The organism is Phyllobacterium sp. CL33Tsu (assembly GCF_900113985.1).
Lineage (GTDB): Bacteria > Pseudomonadota > Alphaproteobacteria > Rhizobiales > Rhizobiaceae > Phyllobacterium > Phyllobacterium pellucidum.
The window spans coordinates 351,381-375,612 of record NZ_FORJ01000004.1 but is presented as its reverse complement, the minus strand read 5'-3'; the positions used below and the strand labels follow the sequence as shown (position 1 = coordinate 375,612).

General features: G+C 57.8%; 9 protein-coding genes and 1 pseudogene. 5 read left to right on the top strand and 5 right to left on the bottom strand.

The window, feature by feature from the left end; translation table 11 throughout:
* The first annotated feature begins 9 nt into the window (after positions 1-9).
* From BM074_RS16795 to BM074_RS16775, 5 genes and pseudogenes are all read left to right on the top strand, one after another.
* Positions 10-846, top strand: coding sequence for a carbohydrate ABC transporter permease (locus tag BM074_RS16795; protein ID WP_091923516.1), 837 nt, complete (start codon positions 10-12; stop codon positions 844-846).
* A 12-nt stretch (positions 847-858) separates the two neighbouring features.
* Positions 859-2,478, top strand: coding sequence for a hypothetical protein (locus tag BM074_RS16790; protein ID WP_091923514.1), 1,620 nt, complete (start codon positions 859-861; stop codon positions 2,476-2,478).
* A 58-nt stretch (positions 2,479-2,536) separates the two neighbouring features.
* Positions 2,537-3,565 carry a phosphoglycerate dehydrogenase gene (locus tag BM074_RS16785; RefSeq protein ID WP_091923512.1) on the top strand — a complete coding sequence of 343 codons (1,029 nt, stop codon included), beginning with the start codon at positions 2,537-2,539 and terminating at the stop codon, positions 3,563-3,565.
* Positions 3,565-4,752 (top strand): pyridoxal-phosphate-dependent aminotransferase family protein, encoded by a 1,188-nt coding sequence (locus BM074_RS16780; RefSeq protein WP_244532909.1) that lies wholly within the window; start codon positions 3,565-3,567, stop codon positions 4,750-4,752. Before BM074_RS16785 ends, BM074_RS16780 begins: the two co-directional genes overlap by 1 nt.
* A 250-nt stretch (positions 4,753-5,002) precedes the next feature.
* A pseudogene (locus tag BM074_RS16775) lies at positions 5,003-5,331 on the top strand (efflux RND transporter permease subunit); the annotation flags it as partial.
* A gap of 540 nt (positions 5,332-5,871) precedes the next feature.
* Here BM074_RS16775 and BM074_RS16765 read toward each other — a convergent pair.
* The 5 genes from BM074_RS16765 to BM074_RS23350 all read right to left on the bottom strand — a co-directional run bounded on the left by BM074_RS16765 (position 5,872) and on the right by BM074_RS23350 (position 22,094).
* Positions 5,872-6,600 carry a response regulator gene (locus tag BM074_RS16765; RefSeq protein WP_091923508.1) on the bottom strand — a complete coding sequence of 243 codons (729 nt, stop codon included), beginning with the start codon at positions 6,598-6,600 and terminating at the stop codon, positions 5,872-5,874.
* A gap of 342 nt (positions 6,601-6,942) precedes the next feature.
* The gene (locus tag BM074_RS16760) at positions 6,943-8,280 is read right to left on the bottom strand and encodes an HlyD family type I secretion periplasmic adaptor subunit (RefSeq protein WP_027232307.1); all 1,338 of its coding nucleotides are present in this window, start codon (positions 8,278-8,280) and stop codon (positions 6,943-6,945) included.
* Positions 8,281-8,317: 37 nt separating this feature from the next.
* Positions 8,318-10,948 (bottom strand): cadherin-like domain-containing protein, encoded by a 2,631-nt coding sequence (locus tag BM074_RS16755; RefSeq protein WP_091923506.1) that lies wholly within the window; start codon positions 10,946-10,948, stop codon positions 8,318-8,320.
* Positions 10,945-12,711 carry a type I secretion system permease/ATPase gene (locus BM074_RS16750; RefSeq protein WP_027232306.1) on the bottom strand — a complete coding sequence of 589 codons (1,767 nt, stop codon included), beginning with the start codon at positions 12,709-12,711 and terminating at the stop codon, positions 10,945-10,947. Before BM074_RS16750 ends, BM074_RS16755 begins: the two co-directional genes overlap by 4 nt.
* Before the next feature lie 455 nt (positions 12,712-13,166).
* Positions 13,167-22,094 carry a peroxidase family protein gene (locus BM074_RS23350; protein ID WP_091923504.1) on the bottom strand — a complete coding sequence of 2,976 codons (8,928 nt, stop codon included), beginning with the start codon at positions 22,092-22,094 and terminating at the stop codon, positions 13,167-13,169.
* Positions 22,095-24,232 lie beyond the last annotated feature (2,138 nt).

Sequence of the window (24,232 nt, the reverse complement as noted above, 5' to 3'; positions counted from 1 at the left end):
GAGGTTGGGATGGCCAGACGCAAAAAAGAAACCCCGACCGGTACAATGGGCATCGCCATCGGCGTGATCCTCTTGTTCGTCCTTTCGCTGTTCCCGGTGTACTACATGCTTATCACGTCGCTGAAGCCCGCGAACATACTGCTGGCGCAGCCGCCACGGTTCCTGTTTACGCCGACGCTCGACAATTACGTGCGCCTGCTCGCCGACGGCAAATTCGGCCGCTACTACATGAACTCGATCAACGTAGCATTCTGGTCGTCGCTGATCGCGGTCTTCATCGGCACGATGATGGCGTTTGCCTTCACCCGGGTCCGGTTTCGCCTGCGTAAGCTGCTGTTCTTTCTCATCCTGATACCCCGCAGCTTTCCGCCGGTGACGACGATAATTCCGATCTTCTTTGCTGCCCGCGCGCTGGGAATGACGGATCAGGTCATCACGCTGATCGTCTTTGAGGCGGCAGTTAGGCTTCCGCTGGTGGTCTGGGTCATGCGCGGCTTCTTGCGCAATGTTCCCAACGAGCTGGTGGAAGCCGCACTCCTCGACGGATGCGGTCTCCCGGGTGCTTTCTTCCGGATTGTGCTGCCACTCGTCGCGCCAGGACTGGTTGCCGTAGGCATCATCTGTTTCATCGACACCTGGAATGCTTTCCTGGTGCCGCTGGTCCTCACCAACTTCAACGCCGTTACGGCCCCAGTGGCCATCCTCGGCTATATGCAAAGCGAGGAGACTCTCGTCTGGGGCATGATCGCCGCGGGTGGCTTCCTCACCATCCTGCCAATACTCGTGTTTTCGCTCGCCCTGCACAAGTTCCTCTTGCGCGGGCTGACCTCCGGCGCCGTCAAATAGATGGAGATATCAATGAACTTCGATTTTCGCGGACTTGAACTGTGCGGCATGCGGATGTGGGAGAGAGGATCGATCCTCAAGTCCCTCGACTTTATCGAAAAGCATGGCATGACAGCGCTGGTGCTGCACGAGACCGATGGTCTGCAGAAGATTCTATACCCCAGGGTCTACTTCGATCCCTATGCGAAATGGAAGAGTGCCCCCGCGCGCCGTGGAGAGAATGCCATCCTCAACAACCGGGTCTATTTCGAGCACATCCTCAATCTGGCCTCCCATCGCAGGATCGATGTCTGGCTGGAGATCAAGCAGCTTGGCTTTCCTGACGAGGTGCTCGAAATGCGCCCCGATCTCATCAAGGACGGCAATGTCTGTCCGTCGGAGCCGTTCTGGTATGAATTTCTCGAAAACTCGGTCGATGAACTCTATCGCGATTATCCGAAGCTCTCGGGCCTGATCATCAGTGCCGGCTCACCGGAGGGACGGGCTTCGCGAGCTCAGAACAAATGCCAGTGCGAATTGTGCAAACGGACGCCGCTCGCAGACTGGTACGAGAACATCATCCTTTCGATGTGGAAGCCGTCCGAAAAGCACGGCAAGCGCATGGCTGTCCGCGATTTCGCCTACAAGCCCCAGGACCATGAGCCGCTGATCGCTGCCATGGATCGCACGCCCAAGGACATTGCGTTCTGCATCAAGGTGACCCCGCATGATTTCTACCCGACGTTCCCGCACAATTCCGCGATTGGGCGGCTTAGGGATCGGGTGCAGTGGCTCGAATACGATACGATGGGGCAGTTTTACGGCCTGGCAGTGGTACCCGGCTACGTCGGTTCGGATCTTCGCGATCGCATGGAATATGGCGAGGCGAGGGGTGTGACCGGCGGCGTGTTCAGGGTGGAATGGGAACGCGTGAACGACTGGTGGTCAATCGATACGATCAACGAAACAAATCTCATCGCCGCCGCCATGCTGACGCGTGGGGACGATGTGGCGACGGCGCGTGTCTGCGAGCTCTGGTTGCAATCACAAGGCTGGCCCACCGAAGCTGCGTCTTGGCTCGCATCCGCTCTCGATGAAACCTGGGATATATTGAAGCGCGCGCTTTATATCGACGACTTCATGTTTGCCGATAGCAGCTTCTTTCCGCGTGGTGTCGAGAAAGCATGGTGGACGATGGAAACCAAGCACAGTCTCATCGCGTGGGACCCCTCGCGGGCAGGCGATCTGAAGCTCGATCCCCAGCGCATCAAATCTCTGCTTGAGGAGAAGGCCGAAGCGGTAAGGCGTGTCAACGCATACGCGCAAAAGGTTCGGCAGGGCGATCCCTCGCTGCCTGCGGAATTGCACGAACTGCTGATTGACCAGGCCGGTCTGTTCGTGACCTATGTCGAAGGGTTCGAGGCTTGCGCGCGTGTCTGCCTGTGGGCTCGAGCAAAACAGGAAGGAGTGTCGGCAAGTGACGCGGCACTTGCCGAAGCCATCGATCTTCTCCAGTCCTATAGCGAGCGCATCAGGCCGATCACCGATGACGCGAAATATCCCCATCAGGTCGCTGAATTGATCGATGTGCGCCGCGTAGAGGATGTACTTCGGGAAGGACGCGCGATCGCGGCGGGGTCGATGGCCGCGTGACCCCGGCCAGTCTCTGTAGCGAGTAAACCGAGGCAGTCTGGCGTCAAATGGGGATAGCATGGAACACACGAACCGGCGGGTTATTGTCACGCCGCCATTCTTTGACGATGAAGCGCTGGCATTCCTCAACGCGTGCCGGTGCGATGTCGAAATCGTAAAGTGGCAGGACGGCCGGCACGAGGGGGCGCTGACGCGTGAACAACTTGCAGCCCTGCTGCAGGGTGCCGACGGGTGGATCGTCGGACATGGCGTTGTCACGCGGGAATTGCTGGCCGCTCTTCCTGACCTCAAGGTCCTTTCGCGCCGCGGCGTCGGATACGAACGCATCGATGTCGCCGCCGTCAGGGATCTCGGCCGTGTCCTTACCATCGGTGCCGGAGGAAACGACGCGTCCGTGGCCGATCATACGATCGGTCTGATGCTCGCCGTAGCCCGGCGGCTACGCGAATCGCAGGAACGCATGCTTGCCGGCAACTTGTCGATCCTGACCAGCTCTGACCTTTATCGCAAGACCGTCGGTATAGTCGGGCTGGGGCGCATCGGCAAAAGCGTCGTGCAGCGTCTCAAGGGCTTCGAGGTCACAATTCTGGCACACCATCCGCGGCCCGATCGGGGATACGGTGAGGCTAATGGGATCACCTATGTCGATATGCCGACGCTTTTACGGCTGAGCGACTATGTCACTGTCCATACTCCACTGACGCCCGAAACACGGTTCCTGATTGACGCAGCCGCGCTGCAGCTGATGAAATCCGGAGCAATTCTTGTCAACACCGCACGCGGCGGTCTCGTCGACGATAGAGCACTGCTCCATGCACTGAAGGAGGGGCAAATTGCCGGGGCGGGGCTCGACGTCTTCGTCAGTGAAGGCGTCCCCGATTTCAAGGCCGTCACGCTCGAGCTTGTTTCCTTGGCGAACGTGGTTGCGACGCCGCACGCCGCCGCCTCATCTCTTGAAGGTCTTGCCCGGACCAACATGGTCGCGGCCAAATGTGTCGTTGCCGTGCTTGACGGCGTGGCCCCTCCGGACGGCTGCGTCATCGCGGACGGGCGTCCTCGGACAACCACGAAAATGGGAGCTTCATGATGAGCGGAATGGCCAATACCGAGACTTACTATCCGGGATGGCAGCTCCTGCAGATCCCTGGACCGAGCAATGTACCGCCCGCCGTTCTGCATGCCATTGCCAAGCCTACGATTGATCACCGCGGACTGGCGTTTGCCGCGTTTGCCAGAAATCTCCTCGAGGATCTGCGACCGGTCTTTGGCACGCGCGAGGACATTATCGTCTTTCCAAGTTCAGGCACTGGAGCCTGGGAGGCCGCACTGGTCAATACAATGTCTCCGGGTGAGCGGGTGCTGATGGCGGAAACCGGGCATTTTTCCACTCTGTGGTTCGAGATGGCCGAAAGACTTGGCCTCGGCGCCGAGCTCCTTCACGGTGACTGGAGACATGCGGCTGATCCCGAAGCAATCAGTAAAAGGCTGGTCCGCGACACAACACAGGAGATCAAGGCTGTCTGCGTCGTCCACAATGAGACTTCGACGGGCGCGACAAGCGACATCGTCGCGGTCCGACGGGCGATCGATGCGACCGGACATCCAGCGCTGCTCATGGTCGATACGATCAGTTCTCTGGGTTCCGTTCCATACGAGCACGACCGGTGGGGCGTGGATGTCACCGTCTCGGGATCACAGAAAGGATTGATGCTGCCGCCGGGTCTGGGTTTCAACGTTGCTGGTCCGAAGGCGTGGCAGGCGGCAGCCACGGCCAAGATGCCGCGAGCCTATTTTGACTGGGCCGCGATGGCAACGGCAACTGCATCGGGCCAGTTTCCCTATACGCCAGCTACCAACCTTTTGTTTGGTTTGCGCACCGCATTGGACCTTCTGTCCCTAGAAGGCATGGACAAGGTGTTTCGAAGGCACGCTCGTCACGGACGAGCAACCCGCGCCGCTGTTACCGGCTGGGGTCTCGAGGTCCTGTGTGTCGAAGAGGATCACCAGTCGAATGTGCTTACGGCGGTTGTCATGCCTGACGGCGCAAGCGCCGATGCATTCCGGTCCTATATGGTCGAACGTTTCAACCTGCCACTCGGCAATGGACTTGCGAAGCTGAGGGACCGGGTGTTCCGGATCGGTCATCTTGGTGATTTCAATGATCTCATGCTGATCGCCACCCTCGGCGCCCTGCAGCTGGGGCTGGAGGGGTTCGGTATCCCTGTTAAAGCCAGCGGGCTTGAGGCCGCCATGGCAATATTGCGCGAACCATGATTTCGCCTTGACGGAGACTTTGAGGACGGGCCTGGCGCGAGGGTGGATTGATACGGAACCCAATGTCGACCTCATCGAGGGCGCTGGTTGCGGGCACGAGGCGAGCGAAACATGCGGTGGAACGGCGCAGGGGTGTCGCGGCTGCCTCTAGGAGACCCATGTTTCTCTACTAGGGGAAAGCGATTTCCTGGTAAACGGCAGCTAACCCATTACCGCCCGCCAAAACCAGTCAGTCCGCAATCCTACCCGATTCGCAAAGGAACGGCGGGAAGAGGGAATGGGCACGATGGAAGCGGCCATTGCCGGAACTTCCGAACGGTTTCGTCCGGTGCTAATGACGGCTGCGGCTTCAATATTAGGGGTTATACCGCTGGTGATCGCGACGGGCGCAGGGGCAGGAAGCCGGCGCTCGATTGGAGCGACCGTGTTTGGCGGCTCATTGCTGGCACCGTTGTCGGGCTATTCATGATCCCCGTTCTCGACTTCATTGTCCAGACAATCAGGGAAACCTTGAAGCACCACTTGTTCGGGATTGTAGAGAACTCACGCGTTGGGGCGGGCAGCGGCTCGCCCGATTGACTGGGCATAGTTGGGCGAAGTCGGCAAACACTGATGTAATTTGACGTTGGGCGCCGCTTGGGACTCTGCCAAAACCCTATTGCGTGGAGCCAGGGCTGGGTCGCCGCCCGGCGTTTTTGGCGTCTCCGAAATATCGGATATGGCCGTTGTCGACGTCGAACAGGTCACGCCAAGGAGTGAATTCAGATCCTTCACGGTGAGGGCTGCTGTTGACATCGAGGATGCACTGGAGCTAGCGGAGCACACTGAGATCTGAGCGCGTGCGGCCCCGCTCACTGTGTGGCTGCACGTATCAATGGAATGTTTCCAATTTGAAAGTTTGCAATTGAGCGGCTACGCGCCTTCGATGCAGACATTCTAGCAAAATCGCGGAATGCCAAAAGCGGACGAGAAAACGATTGCTTCGTAGCTTCCGTAGCTTCCTTAGGACGACCGCGCGTTCGGCCTGACAACCGTTCTCACATTATCAGCTTTCGGATTAATTGCCTCCGCCGCCTATGAAGGCGTTCGCGATTTGCCGTCATCGAGCAGGGATAACTTCTAATCAACGACTCTTTTGTCAAGGTTGCTCGGCCGAACTACTCGTTTTGTTCCCACATGATCAGAGTTGACTTCCACCTCGTTGTTAACCATCGATTCGCCCCAGCCTTGTCGGGCAACAATGGTTGCAGCCACGCGGTTTTGGACTCCGAGCTTTGCCATTGCATTCGTCATGTGCGATTTGACAGACTTTTCCACGATCCCGAGGATGTCGCCAATCTGCCGATTGCTTAATCCGTTCGCGACTAGGCGAAGCGTACGCTCCTCTTGGGGGGACAGGGAGGAAAGCACGTCTGCTACCGAAGGTCGTCTTAGGTGAGCGACGACACGGAATCCAATGATTGGCGACATGAAGGATCCGCCGGCAGCTACTATTTTAATCGCCGATACAAGGTCGGTAGCACTGGTATCCTTCAGAAGATACCCAACGGCGCCAGCGTCGATGGCCGCCAATACTTTGTCTTCTGCTTCCAACTCAGTAAGAAATATCACCTTAGTCAGGCTAGTCGACGTCAATAGCTTTTTGGCGGCCTCGATGCCACCACCTGGCATGGAAATGTCCAGTAGTGCAATATTAGGAGCATAGCGAGAACTGAGTTGGATAGCGTCCTCGGCCGTTGATCCTTCGCCCACAACCGTAATATTCTCGTCAGTACTGATAGTTTGAATTATACCGGTCCGGAATAACGGATAATCGTCTACTACGATGACCTTAATTTGACCCGACATAACCCTTGCCTCACTTCCGAACCTGCTCTTGCCTTGAGTGACAATAAACCGCAACAAACTGGATGAAGATGATGGTCGCAGTGGCGTTGCACGTCTTCAATAACTCGAGAGGCCACAATAGCCATTTGCACGGATAGTTTACAGCTGACGTTTCACAAACTAAACTTTGTGAGAAGCATTGGTCCTAGCAAATGATGCGGCCACTCGTTCTGGCATACTGCATAGCGTCCAGCGAGATTGCTGCTTTGGTTTCAAAATGTGGTACGGTCAAACCCAATTTGTTGAGGTTCGTTTAACGTTGGAGACTGACCGCACGCAGATGTTTTTCCTAATGCCTCTTCCTTACTGTTCGCGAAAAGCGCGATTAAATTGATCCGCGAGGGGTTTGGACAGGAAGGACATGGCCGTGCGCTGTTCCGTCGAAACAAATACTTCGACTGGCATGCCAGGCATGAGCTTGCTGTCGCCGAGCTTTTCAAGCTCCTCCGAGGGAACGATCACATCGCACAGATAGTAGACCTGGCCTGTTGTTGGGTCGCTACTGGTCGCGGCGGAAACATAGGCAATCTTGCCATGCAGTTCTGGCGTCGTACGCGTGTTGAATGCCGAGAAGCGCAATTTTGCCGGTTGGCCGACGTATAACTGGTCGATATCCGTCGGAGATAATTTTGCCTCGATCTTGAGTGCCGCGTCGGCCGGCACGAGTGTCACCAGCTTCTCAGCTGGCGTTATGACACCGCCGATGGTGTGGACCGCGAGTTCGTTGACGGTACCTGACAGCGGCGCACGAATATCGGCTCGCGCCAGCCGATCCTCAATGGCTACTCGCCGTTCCCGAAGTTCGGAGAGCTTGGGTTCGATGGAGGAGAGTTCCCGCTGTGCTTCGGTACGGGCAGTCTCGTCTATGGCAATGATTTGCAGGCGAATTTCACCCATGCGGGCCTTGGCCCGTGCGATATTGGCTTCGACCTCTCCGCGTTCTCCCAACAGCTTGGCCATTTCCCGGTCGATGACATACTTGCGCGAAGTCTCGATCAGCCGCTTGTCGGTCAGCCCCTTGATCTTGTCGTGTTCAGTCTTCACCAGTGCGATCTCGTCGATCTTTGCATCGCGCTGCGCTTCGAGCCCCTTGATCTCCTCACCCAATTGATCAATGCCAAGGATTAGCTGTTCTTTCTGGCTCTCGCGGTTTTGACGGTTGCCATCAAACATACGCTTCTCACCAAAGAACACGTAGGGGTAATCATTGGTTCGTGCGGTTAGTTCTGCTGACATCATGATCGCATCGAGATTATCGCGCTCAGCCATGAGCCTTGCCTGTTTCGCCATGAATTCGACGAGCTGCGTGCGGACGATCGAAAGCTCTGCTTTGGTTTCGGCATCGTCAAGCCGCAGCATAATCTGACCCTTGCTTACAAAATCACCTTCTTTGACCGCAATCTCACTGATGATGCCACCATCGCGGTGCTGAATTGACTTCAAATTTTGGTCGACCTTAACCATGCCTGGCGCGATGATCGCCCCGGTCAGTTGCGCGGTTGCAGCCCATCCTCCTGCGCCCACGAACAGAAGCATGCCAAGGGTGATACCTGCAAAAACCCGTGGGCCCACCGGGAAGGTGTTTTCCGGCTCGATCTGCGTTCCAAGGCCCAGGTCTTTTTGTTTTTTGCGGCCGAACATTTCTTCACTCCCGTTCGCGTCAAGACGACGTGTTCATTCAAGGATTTTCAACGATCATCAGCATGTGATGACCGGTCAGGTTAATTGTCATTTCATAGTGTTCGTCGCGGTCCATATCGACCTCGATTAACGTCTGCTGCAGTTCGTCAGTCCCTTCGTGGCGCACCCGAATTGGCAGCGGTTGTTCGTCGGCGTCGTCGCCGTATGTATCTTCAAAGCGGTCCTCTAGGCTATCGATGACATCTTCGAAGATCTCATACCTCGACATCTCGATGCGATCGCCAACCATGAAGTCGAGGATCTGGTGGATAACCTCGGCGCTGGAACTGCCTTCAGGGATCTGGAACTGAAAAGTATCGGCACCCCCATTGCCTTCTAGAATCATTGCAGTTGTGCCAATGTTAATCTGATCATTGGCAGCACTTCCGATTACCTGCTCGAAGCCTGAGATCACATCATTCCCGATCGCAAATCCTGTCGCAGTACCGGTGTTCAGATCGACAAGCACGCCCTGTGCCGACTGCGAATAATCAAGGGTGTCAGACCCTTCCTCGCCACGATAGATATCATCGTCTCCGTCGGCAGCGGCCTGCACGATATCGTCGCCCGTGCCTGCCAGCACGCAGTCTTCGCCGGCCCCGTCCGAAATCACATCGTTTCCGTCGTTGCCGATCAGGGTTTCGTTGGCGCCACTCCCCGTGATTTCGTCATCCCCTTCGCCGGACTTGATGACCTCGAAATTGGTGACGCTATCGCTGCCGATTTCCGCGCCGCTGGCATTGGCAGCAACGAGGTCGATAACCACGTCCATCAACGCGGCGGAATAGTCGAGCGTGTCGATTCCTGCGCCGCCATCATAGGTGTCCGCCGCCCCATCCATGGCGGCCGTGACAGTATCCCGGCCAGCATCGCCGCTGACCCTATCCGCTCCTGCTCCACCAGACAGCTGATCATCGCCCACGCCGCCTGACACGATGTCAGCGCCACCACCGCCATCGATCAGGTCATCGCCGCCATTGCCATGGATCTCCTCGGCCGCATCGCTGCCTTGTATGTCATCCTGTCCCGCCCCGGCTAGGAGCACTTCAAAGTTCGAGATTGTGTCGTGACCGATCTCGTCACTGAATGCAGCACCTTTGTCGAGATCGATCGTGCTGCCGTGCAGGACTGCGGAATAGTCGAGTGTGTCGATGCCGGCGCCACCATCATACCGGTCGGCTGCCTGATCGACATCACCTGCGACGGTATCATTGCCGTCGCCGCCGCGCACGATGTCTTCGTCATCCCCGCCACTGAGAAAATCATCGTCTGCGCCGCCGTCGAGAACGTCTGCTCCGGCTTGGCCAAAGAGGCTATCGTTCCCGCCGCCGCCATCCAGCCTGTCATTCCCGACGTCGCCATGTATGGTATCACGGCCAAGATCACCGGCAATGCTGTCATTGCCCTCGCCGCCGAACAGCAGGTCGTCGTCCGCTCCGCCGCTGATGCTATCATCGCCGCCTTCACCGAAGATGGTGTCGCGACCTTCTTCCCCGAACAGACGGTCGTTGCCGCTGCCGCCAAACACCTGATCGTCGCCGAGACCGGCCAGAACGATGTCGTCGCCGGCTCCCGCGAAGATGAGATCATCACCACTGCCGGTGATGATATGGTCATTGCCGTTGCCGCCGTTGACCGTGTCGTTGCCGCCCCGGGTGTCGATATTGTCATTTCCGTCACGACCGTCTACGTCGTCAGCGCAGTTTGTTCCGACGAGGATATCGTCGCCTTGGGTGCCGATGATCGGCGGTGCCTTCAGCACGGAAAACTGGGCCGTTTGCAGGATCGACACCTTGCCGTCACTGATCTGATAGGTGACAGTCACCGGACCGAGCATCGCCGCATCAAAATACCAGCCACTTGGCGTCTGCGTCAGTGTCCCCGACGACACGGTAACGTTCTCGATGCGGAGAGCATCGCCGTCCGGATCAGATGCACCACGCAGAAGGTCGGAAAGCCCGATCAGGGCGACCGCACACCCAAAGACGTCCGCCAGATAGACCGGCCCGTTGACCCTGGGCGCACGATTGACGGCTTTCTCCTCGTCCGCATCGTCCTCGTCATCCACCTCAGATTCGGGATCGTCGCGCGGGTCGAGGTCATACACAGGCGCAGCCTGGGAATTTGAACTACCGCCACCGCCACCGCCGTAGCCAATATTGGATACCCTGCCACCACGCCAGGCATTGTCATTTGCCGCATGGAACGAGAACGATACCCCACCGAACTTTTTCAGAAGGACAGTGTGTGGCAGGTTAAGCTTTTGGAACTCGATCATCGGGGAATCGGAAAGCTCATAGCGCCAGTCTCCGCTTCCAAACAATCGGCCACCGGAACCGGACCTCTCTTTTGCTGTTTCTTCGAGTTCCGTCGTAACTTTGGGAGCGCCAGCTGCCACAACCGCAGGCGACCCAGACTGCTCCGGCGCTTGAGACTTGGCTTCTTCTTGCTGCTCGTCACTGCCCAGCCGTGGGAATGCGCTTTTCAGGTAAAGCGCAAGCCCGGTGAGAAACACCGTAAAGAACAGTGGTGCATTGGAGCGTTTGTCCTGGTTCTTCAGGACATAATGTTCATGTGACTCGTCCGTTTCCGGCTTGGTGGTTTTGGTCCCTTTGACATCGATCATCATGCTGAAACCCTCGATGTGACGCGCGGCGCATTTTGTGCGGCAGGCGCGGGTCGGTTGACTGTTTCTGCGGGCGTGGACGATTTGAGAATCTCGTCCTTTGGTCCAAAAGCCACCATCTTGCCGTTCTGGATGACGGCGACCATGTCGACTGCGGCCAAAGCGCTTGGCCGGTGGGCTATGACGATGGCGATACCGCCGCGTTCGCGGATAGCCTTGATCGTCTGGGTTAGTGCCATCTCGCCTTCACCATCGAGATTGGAATTCGGCTCGTCCATGACAACGATGAAGGGGTTGCGGTAAAGGGCACGTGCCAAGCCGATGCGCTGGCGCTGGCCAGCGGAAAGTGAGGCACCCTGCGGACCAAGCGCCGTGCGATAACCATCCGGCATACGCACGATCATCTCATGAATCCCGGTGATCTGGGCCGCCTCGACGATCGCCCGTGCGTCTACCTTGGGCTCAAGCCGCGAGATATTCTCTTCGACCGTTGCATCCAGCAGTGCCACATCCTGCGGAAGATAACCCAGATATTGGCCAAGCTTGCTGTCCGACCACTGCGTCAGTTCGGCATCATCCAGTCGCACGCTACCGCGTAGCGTTGGCCAGATACCGGTCAGGGCACGCGCAAGTGTCGTCTTGCCGCCGCCGCTCGGTCCGATAATGCCGAGCGCCTGACCCGCATTGATCTCAAAGGTGACATCACTAAGAAGCACCCGTCCGGACCCTGGCGCAGCTACCGTGATCTTTTCAACCTTCAACGATCCAACAGGAGCCGGCAGATCCATCGGTGCCTCAATAGAAGACAATGCTACGACGGTTTCCTTGAGCCTCCCAAATGCCGTGCGCGCAGCGACGACGCTCTTCCAGTTACCAATTGCGAGATCGACGGGCGCGAGAGCACGGGCTGAAGAAACCGACGCGGCGATAATTGCGCCAGCGGACAACTCACCCTGGATCGTGAGCCACGCACCCAGACCAAGCACAGCAGATTGCAGGATCATGCGAAGTACGCGAGAGATCGCTCCAAATGTTCCACTGATGTCGTTCGTGCGTGTTTGGAGTTCGAGGTGATCCTGATTGGCTTGATTGAAGCGATCGACCGCTCTTCCGGCAAAACCCATCGCCTTCAAAATATCGGCGTTTCGGGCGTTTGAATCGGCGATCCCGTTGCGAGCAATGGCGGCCTGATGGGTTGCACTTGCCAGGCGGCGGGTCATCAGCTCGGTTGCAATCGTCAGCATCGACAGGATGAATGCGCCGGCAAAGGTGAGGGCGCCGAGATAGGGATGAAGCATATAGACGAAGATGAGATAGAGCGGCATCCATGGCAGGTCGAACAGCGCGACTGGGCCTTGGCTGCCCAAGAAGCCGCGTACCGTATCGACATCACGGCCACGCTCCAGCGCCTCGGCCGTTGAAAAACCAAAGCGTGGCATGTCGATAGCCACTTGATGCGCCATCGGAGCGATCCTGCTGTCGAGACGCGCGCCGATACGCACCAGTACCTGAGAGCGGATAATATCAAACATACCTTGGAACAAATAGAGACCAATGGCCAGAGCCGACAAGGCGAGGAGCGTCGGAACACTGCCGCTGGTCAGGGCGCGATCGTAAATCTGCAGCATGTAAAAGGAGCCGGTCAGTGCGAGAATGTTGATGACGCCGGAGGTGGTGAAGAGAAATACGAATATCCCGCGAAAGCCTTGCGTTAGCTTCTCGGCATTTTTCCGCTTAGTGCCAGTCAATGGGGTTTTCGAGCGCATTTTGTCTTACCGTTTCTTGTTGAAGCTTTAGGCGGAGCGCCACGGGCGGACCGCGCTTTCCAATTCAAATCAATGTGTCGGGCTCCACCATCGTTCGCCACGTAGCCGCCTCTGGGACGACCGCTTAGCGACAAGGCGCTTCGTCAGTATTTCCGAAGTAGCCGTCATGACTGCCAGGACCACGGCGGCAGTGACTGCGGCTTGGCCCAAAGCTGGCTGACAAACACAAATCGCGAAGAGATAGAGAGGGAGCAAGGGCAGATGCAGCGTCCTTGTCGGGCTGCGCGCGTCCGAAGCGCCGGCGGCGCCAGCAGTGCGGCGCTTGAAGGGATCAAAGCGAGCTGTGCTGCCCGCAGGGTTGGTAAAATAAAGTCTAGTACGCATTTCAAGCCCCCCTTTTTTATATTTGTATAGGGCGGCGAGCCGGTTGTTGCGGCTCGCCGTCGGTGCTCGGACTACAGATGGAAGTCCGAGTTGGTCAGGTCGTGGTTGCCCTTGATGCTCAAGCGCAACTCTGCCCCACTATCGCCATCGACGCTGCCCTGGACGATCGTATATTCGCCGTCCTCGCGGGTTTCATGCGTGACAACCAGTTGTGCGGCACCGCTCAGTGTCGAGCCTGCAACCAGCGTGAAGGACTGGTTCCCGGCCGCGCCGCCATTGGCATCGATACCACCAAGATCGATCTTGTCTCCGGGCTGGAAGCCGGCGATCGTATCTCCGTCTGCATCCCCTGCAGAGAGGAAGCGGAAGGTGTCATTGCCCGCGCCACCGTCGATGACATTGACGGCGCTGCTTGCAGTGATCGTATCGTTGCCGGAACCAGTCACGACATTCTCGACGTTCCACAGTGTGTCGTTGCCTGATTGACTGCTCGATGCACTTCCCCGGCCCGCAAAGCCCGTTCCAAGGTCGACTGTGAGGTTCGCTGTGATCGCAGCCATGTCGAGCGTATCGCTGCCGGCGTCACCGTAGTAGGTGTCGTCGCCGTCGCCGGATGCGGCAACGAACATGTCGTTACCTTCTCCGCCATGCGCAGTATCGTTGCCGGACCCGGCATCGATCAGATCATTGCCGGCATCGCCGAAGATGCGGTCTGATCCAGCATCGCCGTAGAGCATGTCGTTACCCGCTCCGCCGAGGATGTCGTCGCTTCCCGCACCGCCGAAAGCGATATCATCGCCGCCTTCCGCACTGATGAAGTCATCGCCCTCATCGCCGCGAATGACATCGGCGCCACCCCCGCCAACGACCGTATCATTGCCGCCAAGCGCTATGATGTTCTCGCCGTTGATCGTTCCAAGCAGAACATCTGCATTGGCTGTCCCTATGACCGGCGCGCCAGTTCCGCTCGAGTCTGATCCCGGTGCCGGAGCATCGTCATCATCATCATCACAGGAGCCGCCACCGCCATTGTGATGATCGTCGCTGTCGTCGTCTTCGTCCTCATCCTCCTCGTCGTCATTTCCGCCGGGGAGTTCGGTTTCTTCTTCGTCGTCTTCGTCTTCATCGTCGATCGGGTCGTTGCCAATCTGCGGCATCCCATCGGGGGCGGTGAATTTGATCGTATGTTCACCGCTGGTCATTGTTGTGACACCGTCTTCGATAGTCACCTCATAATCAGCAATGGTGGCCCCACTTGGCAGCTCGACCACATCCTGCGGACGCAGGGTTCCGATGATAGTGTCATTACCGCCATTGGACTTGAAGACAATGCGGTGAGCCGAGCTGAGTGACGTGATATCGATGTTGTCGTCTCCTGCATCACCATCGATGGTGATGGTGTTGAGCCGCAGGCTAGTACCCGAGAAGTCACCGATGATCTCGAAGTTGTCCCCGCCGGCCGCTCCTGTGGCACCCGAAGGATCAGCGCCGTTGACGCGGATTTCCTCGATCTCCGCCAATTCAGCGATGACTACCGCAGGCCCGGCGCCAACCGCACGTGTGATGACGATCTCGGCCGTCGCCGCCGATGCTATGCCGGCGGCTGTCGCTGCCAGCCGTGTGTAGATGCGGTATGTTTCGGCGCTAGCGTTGCCGTTGATCGTGAACGTATCGCCAAGTGCGTTTTCGGTACCACCGTTGACGATGTCACGGCCGTCGGACGGAGCCGCCGCATTGGCGTTCCAGATGATGGTATCGTCACCGGCATCGCCGTTGATGGTGTCGACACCGCTGTTGGCACCCAAAGTTACGGTTACATTGTCGATATTGAATGTCTCGGCGGCATCAAAACCGCTTGTCGTACGGAACCGAATAGCCGAGTGGGCCGGATCAAGTGCGGCGACGAATGCGCCGCTGGTTGCTCCTCCCAGCGTCCCGAGAGACTGCCAAGTACCGCCATTCAATGCTTCAACAGCGATGGTCTCGCCAGTGGCGCTACCCTGATAATTGAAGGACAGGGTCGGTGCAGTGGCTCCAGTAAGATTGATCGAGCGCTGGATGAAATCATTGGTGTCGATCGTTCCAGCAAACCTCAGTTGATTGTTGGTGACAAAAATATCGCCATTCGTCGCTGAGTTGTTGTCACCAGTCTCTGTCCAGTTACCAGCGAAGTTGAGCGTCCCGTTATTGTTGTTGTAAGCCACGGCACTGAAAGTATCTGCATAGGTGCCGTCGGCAATATTTGTTCCTCCACTGAGCGTGTCGTTGCCATCGCCGCCGTTGAGGACGTCTGCACCCTCGCCGCCGTTGATGACATCGTCGCCGCCGGCACCACTCAAAGTGTCGTTGCCCCCGAGGCCATTAATGGTATTTGCAGCAGCGTTGCCGGTAATCGTGTTGGCGGCAGCAGTGCCGACGCCGAACACGGGAGGTGCAGCTGCCGCCAGGGTGAAGTCCGTGATATCGATATTGGCGTTGGTGACGCCGTTGATCTGGATCGTGCCCTGGATCGCCGATGCCGCTCCATTCTCACGCACTGTAATGATCGTGTTACCGCCAGAAGTGGATTCGAACACACGTTGGGCAAAATTCGCCGCCGTGACCCCGAGCCCGCTGAGATCGATCCGGTCCTGAGTTGCGGGAGTTCCGCCAGCTGCATCGAAGCTTGCAATCGTATCCGCACCGAAACCGGCAGCGTTATAGACGATGGTGTTGAAACCGTTGCCCACGTCAATGGTGTCGTTGCCGGCACCACCGATAATGGTGTCGTTGTCGTCGCCGCCATTGAGGATGTCATTACCCTCGCCGCCGTCGAGCAGGTCATTGCCGTCATTGCCGGCAAGGGTATCGTTACCGCCACCGCCGAACAACTGGTTAATGCCGTCATTGCCGTTGATGATGTTGTTGAGAGCGTTACCCGTACCGTTGATGTCGGCATTGGCGCCGTTGAGGTCGAGGTTTTCGATATTGGCCCCGAGCACGAAGGTCACGTCGGATTCCACCCGATCGATGTCCGTCACCAGCGCGGAGGTCTCCGTCACCACATCGCCAACTTCGTCCACGAAGTAGACGTCGCTGCCGTCGCCGCCGGTCATCGTGTCGGCTCCGAGCCCGCCTTGCAGCGTGTCGTTGCCGGCCAGACCGCTCAGCGTATCGGCAAGATCGCCGCCGCTGATTACGTTATTGCCCGCATTGCCGGTACCGACGAACTGGTCGGCATCGACGCCGGTATAGGTCAGGTTTTCGACATTGGCCATCAGTTCGATAGAGAGTGCAGCCAGCAGGGTTTCCACCGTGTCGGTGCCCGCATTGAGGGCTTCGACCACCACATCGCCGACATCATCGACGATATAGGTGTCGTTGCCGCCCAGGCCGACCATGGTGTCGAGGTCAGCGCCGCCATCCAGCGTATCGGTGCCAGTGCCGCCAACCAGAAGGTCGTCGCCAAGTCCGCCGTTCAGCGTATTGTTGCCGGTGCCGCCGAAGATCAGGTCATTGCCGCTGCCGCCGGTGATGGTGTCATTGGTGCCATTCTCGCCAGCCACGAAATTGTTGACGAGCGAGCCGGTCAGGTCGACGCGGGTAGTGTTGTTGGGGTCCGCCCGGTTGATCAGGTAATCCTCGGCACCCAGCGCGTAGCCCTCGTATGTGGCCCCGTTGAAGTTGATGCGTTCGACACCCGTCTCAGCATTGGCACCGTTGAAATGGCCGGCCACCGTGATCGTTTGCGAATTACCCGCAGCCAGTCCGTAGTTGATGACCAGGTCGCCGGTGGTCGTCGCGGTGTTGCTGTCATTGGCGTTGAGCGCCGTCATCGTCATGATCGGCAACAGAGTCACTGGATCGATGCCGGTGGTCGGCGCCAGGATCGAAATCCGATCCGCTGTACCACCACTGGATGCGTTAACCGCTTCGTTAATGGTGTCGTTGCCATCACCGAGGCTGAACGAGTAGGTGTCGTCCCCGAGTCCGCCGTTGAGGGTATCCACGCCGGCTACTTGAGCAACTGTCGAGTAGCTGATGGCAAGGCCGTCGATGCTGACTCCTTCGCCGTTCGCGTTGATCGCCGTGGTCACGAAGCGGATTGCCGCGTTTGCCGCAAATGGACCGGTGACGGTATGGGTATAGTTGGTTGCGTTGCCGTCACCACTGATCGTCTGAAGGTTTACGAAGTTCGTGCCATTGGCCGCGAACTGGACCGTTACGGTTTCGCCGGCGTCGAGACCGTCCGGATTAGCCGAGTACGTGATGGTGGCAGTTGAGGCGGTAGAGAGGTTCATGGTCCGCGTGATCTGCGCACCATTGTAATCGTTAGCCGGCGTGCCGCCGTAGAAGCGAAGAACATTGTTGCCGTCGTCAATCCGGATCTGGCCACTGGTCGTGCCACCAGAGTCATTGGCCTCAACCCAGTTCGACGCGAAGTTCGCGTTGCCGTTGTTGTTGTTGTTGTTGCCCTGCTCGAAGTTGTCGGCAAACGTCGTCGTCGTCGTCGTCGCCGCCGTACCGTTGGCACCACCAACAAGGATGTCGTTGCCAGCGTTGCCGTTGAGGACGTCGGCACCGGCGAGGCCAATGATCAAGTCGTCCTGTGCCGTGCCGTCGAGCGCGGGCTGGTTCAATGGCCCGGTACCCTGCGGAGGAAGGCCGTTGTCGCTGAACGGCGTGCCCACGATGACGTTGATTGCAGTGCCATCGCTGAACTGCAACCGTTCGATATTGCGCAGCATGTCGGTGCCGTCAAGCGCAGTGCCACCGGTATGGGAAACCACCAGCGTGCCGTCGGCATTGGCCGAGAACGAATAACTGGCACGCAGGTCCGAATAGACGGCAGTGTCGACGTCAGGCGTGGCATCTCCGGTCGAGACTATATCGCGGACGATCTTGAGCTGGCCGGGATTGATAGTTCCGGACATAACCTGCGAAACCAGCGTCTTCATTGAGTCATGGTAACTAAGCACCGTGTTGCCGGTCGGACCATTGGCGTCGAAGGTGGACATCACAGCGATGCGCACCCGCAGCCATTTGTCGCCATCGATGATGTCATCGCCGCCGCGGCCTTCGATGAGGTCGCTGCCGTCGCCGCCGAGCAAGATATTACCGCCGACGAAGCTGCCCTCGGCATCGAACGAGGTCGCGCCCGCGCCGACCAGCAGTTGCTGGAGCCCGTCGATCAGGGCGAGGCCTTCGGCGTCGAGTGCACTGCCACGGAAGCCTTCGGTCGGCACATCTGCGGCGGTCACGTCGGTGCCGCGGATCACGTCGGCGAATTTGGAGCCCGAGGCACCTTCCACTTGGGTAAAGGTATCCAGCGCCACATTGGCTGGAAGCACCGGTACGCCGGGGAGGATCTGCCGCGCGAGATCGACGTCGACAGGGAAGTTCATGTCGGCATAAGTAGTCCAGTCATAGCCGGACATGCCGTCGAACTTGCCACGGCCGAGACTGCCGAACCAGATATCGTCGCCGCCTTCGCCGATGAACTCGTCAAAGCCGCCGTCGCCATGGAACACGTCATGCCCCTTGACCGCGTCGGCTTGGAACTGGTCGTCGAAATCGTCGCCGACCGCGCCGGTCCACGCTCCCACCTCGATCCAGTCGTCGCCTTCTCCGCCCAGCGTTTGCTCGGTGGTCTTGCTGCCGAGCACGAAGTCATTGCCGACGCCGCCAAAGGCTTCGTCGAGCAAGTCGGCGCCCAGGATGATGAAGTCCTGCCCCGCGTCACCGACGATCAGATCGACGCCAGCCCCGGCATTGATCGCATCGTGCCCCGCGCCGGAGCGGATGATGTCGTCGCCGAACAGATCGCTGATGATGTCGTCGCCGTCGCCCCCGAAGTAAGAGTCGTTACCGGAGCCCCCTTCGAGCCGGTCATTGCCACCGTCGGCATACAGCGTGTCGTCCCCTTCGCTGCCGATGAGGATATCTTCCCCATCGGTGCCGCCAAGCAGAACGTGTTCGGTGCCGGTATATTTCAGGTAATTGGTGTCAGCACCCGGGGTGGCGGGATTGTTGCGGATCACCAGCGGGGTCAGAATGCTGCCCCCAGTCGGATCGTTACCGAGATTGTCTGCAGATTCATCGACATTCGTCGTGGTCGGGTCATCAAGCAGTATGCCGTCCGCGCCGGCGGTTTCGCCGAGGCCGGGGTTCCATTGCTTGGTCCGGTCTACTTCCAGGATCAGGCCGGGGGTTGAGAACACGTCCGAAGGAAGGTGGCCCGCGTCGGCATTGAGGCTGATGATCTTGGCGAAAGTGTTATTTTCCATTTCAGACAACAGATGCAGGCCGTCAAGGCGCTGTAGGTAGTAGAACCGGTCGCCGTCCTGAAGTTGTTCGAGCTGAACTTCGAACACGAAGTTGAAGGTCGAACCGAGCATGCCGCCAAACGGCAGGATCTTTTCCGCGAGACCGCCGATCCACAGGTCGATATTGTCCAAACCGGTTGTGGTGATGCCGTTGACATTGGCCCAGGCGCCGGTGCCGTTGAGGAAATCCAGGCGGTCAGCGGGCGCAAGGTCGACAATGCCATCGCCGTCGATATCCATGTCGCCGAAGATCAGCAGCATGGCGGCATCGCGTTTGCCTTCGATCGTCGTTTCGCCGGTGATGGAAGAATGGAGGCCATAAGCCGCCATGAAGTTAATGACGGAGGCTTCATTCTTGAGATTACCGGCAAACTCCACCCAACTATCGTAGGGCTTGAGTTCAGGCGCATGCGAGCTTGCCTCGTAGAAATCGCGGCGAGCGGCGTTCAGCGAGGGCACGCCGGTATCCCGGCCACGCGCCAGATTGATGGTTGCCAAGTCGAGGGGCAGGCCGAGCAGGTTGTTGCGCAGCGCACTGGTGACGAACTCGTCGATCTCATTGCCGACCTGGCGCGTCATGCCGCGGATGATGTCGCCCGCAGCAATGCCGTCGGCGATGGTGTGGCCTGAGTCGAACTCGATCGGATTGAGGAAACCCTGAATAAGGCTGATCTGATCATTGGTGAACGAGGCATCGAGCCTGTCGATCTGCTCGGTCAGCATGGAATGGCCGAAGCGGTAAACCACGTGAGCGAACTCGGCGACGATGGCAGGGTTGATGTCGGCGTGATAGCCGTCAGGCACCACGAAGAAATCGATATTGGGTTGAATCTTGCGGGCAAAATCCTCGAACACGGTATGCTGGTACTGCATTTCCGTGCCGAACTTGGCGGCCTGAAACAAGCGTTCGCCATCCCAGGTCAGGGTGTCGGCATAAGCTGCAAGAGCAATCGGGTCCGTCGGGATGGCATCGACCTGCGTCTGCGTCAGGTCGACGTCGAGCCACTCATTGATAAATGCCATATCCTTGCTGGCGAGCACCACTTCCTTGGTATGCTGGGCAAGCCGGTTATGTTCGGAGTGGAAAATGTGATGCACGGCGGTGAGACCGATGTTTTCGTTCACGCGGCCGTCGCCAGCAATGAAGTGCGCATCAAGCAATTCGTTATCATAGACGGCCGGGTTGTTGCCGGGGTTCTGAAGGCCGATTTCGATGTCGCCGTCCGCAATGCCGTTTGGAACCGCGTCATGGGCGATATCGGCCAGAAATGCCGCATTGATGCGAATTGCACCCGTCAGCGGCACCGGCGCGTCGAGCGTGCCTGAGATAACGATGTCGTCTGCAGTATTGGGAATGCCATCGGTCCCGACGCCTGTAATGATTTGGGCAAAGCCCGCGGCATTTGGGATGAAGTTGCCATAGGCGTCGGTGCGCAGCAGAGGCACAGCGCCAACATCCTGGTCGGTCAGGAGAATGCCAAGCATCTTGGCTTGTTCCTTGACATCAGCCCAGGTCGCCATACCACCCGGCTGCGCACCACCACCTTCAATGAGGTTGCCGGTAGCGTGCGGCTTGCCATCCGCGCCCATTGCGTATTGACGCAAGAAAACCTGATGGGAGGCGTGCGAAGTATAGGTCTGGTTTTGATCGACGAAAGGCGTCGTGGTGTTGACTGGACGCGTGTCGTCGGCCGTTCCCATAACGCCATCGGCACCAGGGCCCACCGTAGCGCGCGTCAGCACCATGAAGTTGGTGTGACTGCCCTCAACGTATAGTGGGTCATCGGGCTGTAGCGGAATGAACACCGTGCCACTGCCGCCTTTGTTTACAAGGTCAAGGCCGTGATCGAAGAACTGGCCGAATAGGGTGAACCAGGAATTGAACGGAGCCGACAGGCCGACGTCGGGCGAGACGTTGGTGATCTGGACGTTCTCGCCATCCATGGCGATGCCGAACGGCTCAAGTGCGGTATCGCGAACGACGCTCGCCGCTTCAAGATCGGTTACGGTGACATCGTGCGCAGCCGTCGCCGTTGCCAGCGCATCGAGAGCCGCCTGTTCGGCGGCACTCGGCGGCGTGAGCGGATCGCCGTCGCTGAGGGCGTTGGCAGCTGATTTTGCGTTCTCCATGACAACGCGCGCCTGGTATTCTGCATCAGCAAAAGGCTTGTAGGCGGCATAAATATTCTGCACGAGAGCCACATTAGCAAGGTCCGCGGCGACTAAGCCGCCCACCTGCAAACCCTTGATGATAGCCGCGGGGTTGCCGAGCGTCTGATCAACGATCAGGTTGGAGATCGTGCGCAGGCTTGAGTCGAATACCAGCGAATTGGGGTTGTTCGACGGATTATAGTTGGGGGACGTCGGCATCGCCGGAGCCGGCCCGGGACCATCGGGATCGAACAGGGTGCCATCAGCATTGCGATATGCAGGATCAAGCAATTCCGGGAACGGCAGGTCTGCAGAGCCCCACGTTTCTTGTCCTGGCAACAGGTTGTTGTAAGAACCGTCGACGGTCCGCAGCCCCAGGCTAAGTGTATAGGCTGGAACGGACCCAACTTGGCCGGCAATGCCCACACCGAAGAGCGGCGCAGCGTTCGGATCATTGGGATTGGCAACGTATGCGGCGTGCTTTTCGGCGATCTTAATCTGCTCGAGAATGAAGTCCAGATCGGAACGGATATAGTTTACCATTTTGTTAGTCTCCCTTTAACCCCTGCAGAAATCGCCATGATGGCGTATTCTGACCGCACCGCTTATGCGGACGCTTGTTGCGTTGTCCCGTGATCTGGTTCTTCTTGACCGCCCCTGCTATTCGCTCGGGATTGTCAACATGATTGGCACGAGTTTCGATGGTCGGATGATGGCGAGGCGCAGGACAGCTTGATAGTTCTGAAGGTCCTGCGACTTTAAAAACACTTAGGTCCCAAGAGAATTAGGACTAAAGGCACGAGCTAGTGATCCAATGCGGCGCTCCAAGCGGCGGAAGCCTAGACCAACGTAAGGTGGGAGATGTAATTCGGACCGGCTTGTTTATCCTGGAAGTCCGTCCTGTCGATTCCGAGCTGGTCATCACCCAGTGGCAAGAGGGCGAACCGAATCCGGTCTATCCGCAGCTCTCACAGTAAACCAGCCGAATGGGGATGATAGATTAGTTGTGTATATGAGTATGCACGGAAATGATTAGAAATATGCTTGACCGATGGCACTATGATTACTTGGAACGAACTTCGTGAGATTTTGAAACCGATACATCAAGCCCTGTCCGGCAGGGGCATAGATATTTTTCACTGTGTGGCGGAGCGTCATGTAAAGGCCCGACGCCCATTGATCCGGCGAACAGCGGAAAGGTGCTTTTACTCGCGATTCCTCCCCATTTTGTTCTTTCGCAACGCTTCTTCGAGCTTCTCTTGATATACTCCTCACAGCGGTGTGGGAACTGCGTGTGAATGTCCTCCACTTCTTTCGACACATGGCGGATATTGAGATCAGCAGCCTTCGGGCGTTATGCCCGTCTGTCGATCTCCGCCAATAATTCGGCATTTTGGCTCATCGTTCGTTTCTCCTTTGGATGCAAAAATAGCAGACTTCGCGTGGACTACCGACCGGTTTTCGGATAACGATGCCCATTATGGAGCATCCAATCCTCATTGCCATTGCTCTGATGGTGATATGCGTCGGAATTGTATTAGCGGTCTTCGCCCTCCGGGCAGACTGAAGCCAATGCGAGCCATCAATTGTACTAATTAAGCTTGCTACCCCGCTCGGCGCCGATGTCAGAAACATGTGTCTCTTGCTGGACCGCTGTCACGGCGATCTCCTTCGCGTCGCGCATGCCGTGGCCAAAGAGTTTCATCACCAAATGTCCGCTTTCGCGTCGAGTATTCTAGCAGCGGACTGTCTGCGATCGGCCCCGTTCCAGACGGGCAACAATGCGCCTTCATCGAGCAAGCTTGAGCGCTGAGACCTCGGGCAGATAGGGCAGAGACCGGTCCGTCTCGCGAAGGAGTTCGTAACGCTGCCTGTACGCCTATAGTACTCCCGATACAGTTCCAACGCGCGAACATAGCGCTTGTGTTCGGCAGCCCGAGCTTTAGCGTCGGCAGTTGGATTGTCAGGAATGCAGAAATGCACCATTCTTAGTTTCAGCGTGGCGCGTTTCACATGAGTGAAGTGTATTTTGCCGCTCTGTGCCTCGAACAAGACGGTCCCAGAATAATAGCGGGCGGTCGGCATCCAATTTGAGTTGAGGCTATATGCTTCTGTTACGTAGATGATGTAGTCGCCCGTTGGTTCGCTGGTTTCTCGCGAAGAGGGTTTTGCCATTGTAGTCTCTCGGTCATCAGTTGGGCAACCTAACGATTGTCCGACATCGCCGCCGGCGCAACGATATTTCATGCCGCATCTGTTGGATGTATGCATCCGCTCGTGTGTGGGTCCGTTGGCACCCCATGCGGCCGCTGCGATTACTTCCCATGATCAAAGCACCAGTGCGCGGCATTGATTCTTCGGATTGCAGGCGATTTGGCGCCTTGCCGTGAAGTCGGTCCACTGGATCTACCTGGCTGTGAATGCCATCGCTGACGTAGAAAAGCCCCATCTTCCAGCGAGTTGAACGAAGCGCCCTTAAGCCGTGAGTCATCGCTGAAGTGCAAACCTTTCGGCTAAGGAATTTCTCGGTCGTGCGCTGGCTTCGATGATCTTTACGATGTCACCGGTGGAATTCTAATTCCCTATCATATTTTGCTAGTTTCTGCGTGATTAATCGCAGATGCATGTTGGACGGCATGCCTGACGGCTTCCGATTCTAGTATCACGGATAAGAACCGATC

Excerpts from the sequence above, each read along its gene's own strand:
- BM074_RS16795 (WP_091923516.1), top strand. The coding sequence starts at position 10 with ATGGCCAGACGCAAAAAAGAAACCCCGACCGGTACAATGGGCATCGCC.
- BM074_RS16790 (WP_091923514.1), top strand. The coding sequence starts at position 859 with ATGAACTTCGATTTTCGCGGACTTGAACTGTGCGGCATGCGGATGTGG.
- BM074_RS16785 (WP_091923512.1), top strand. The coding sequence starts at position 2,537 with ATGGAACACACGAACCGGCGGGTTATTGTCACGCCGCCATTCTTTGAC.
- BM074_RS16780 (WP_244532909.1), top strand. The coding sequence starts at position 3,565 with ATGAGCGGAATGGCCAATACCGAGACTTACTATCCGGGATGGCAGCTC.
- BM074_RS16765 (WP_091923508.1), bottom strand. The coding sequence starts at position 6,600 with ATGTCGGGTCAAATTAAGGTCATCGTAGTAGACGATTATCCGTTATTC.
- BM074_RS16760 (WP_027232307.1), bottom strand. The coding sequence starts at position 8,280 with ATGTTCGGCCGCAAAAAACAAAAAGACCTGGGCCTTGGAACGCAGATC.
- BM074_RS16755 (WP_091923506.1), bottom strand. The coding sequence starts at position 10,948 with ATGATGATCGATGTCAAAGGGACCAAAACCACCAAGCCGGAAACGGAC.
- BM074_RS16750 (WP_027232306.1), bottom strand. The coding sequence starts at position 12,711 with ATGCGCTCGAAAACCCCATTGACTGGCACTAAGCGGAAAAATGCCGAG.
- BM074_RS23350 (WP_091923504.1), bottom strand. The coding sequence starts at position 22,094 with ATGGTAAACTATATCCGTTCCGATCTGGACTTCATTCTCGAGCAGATT.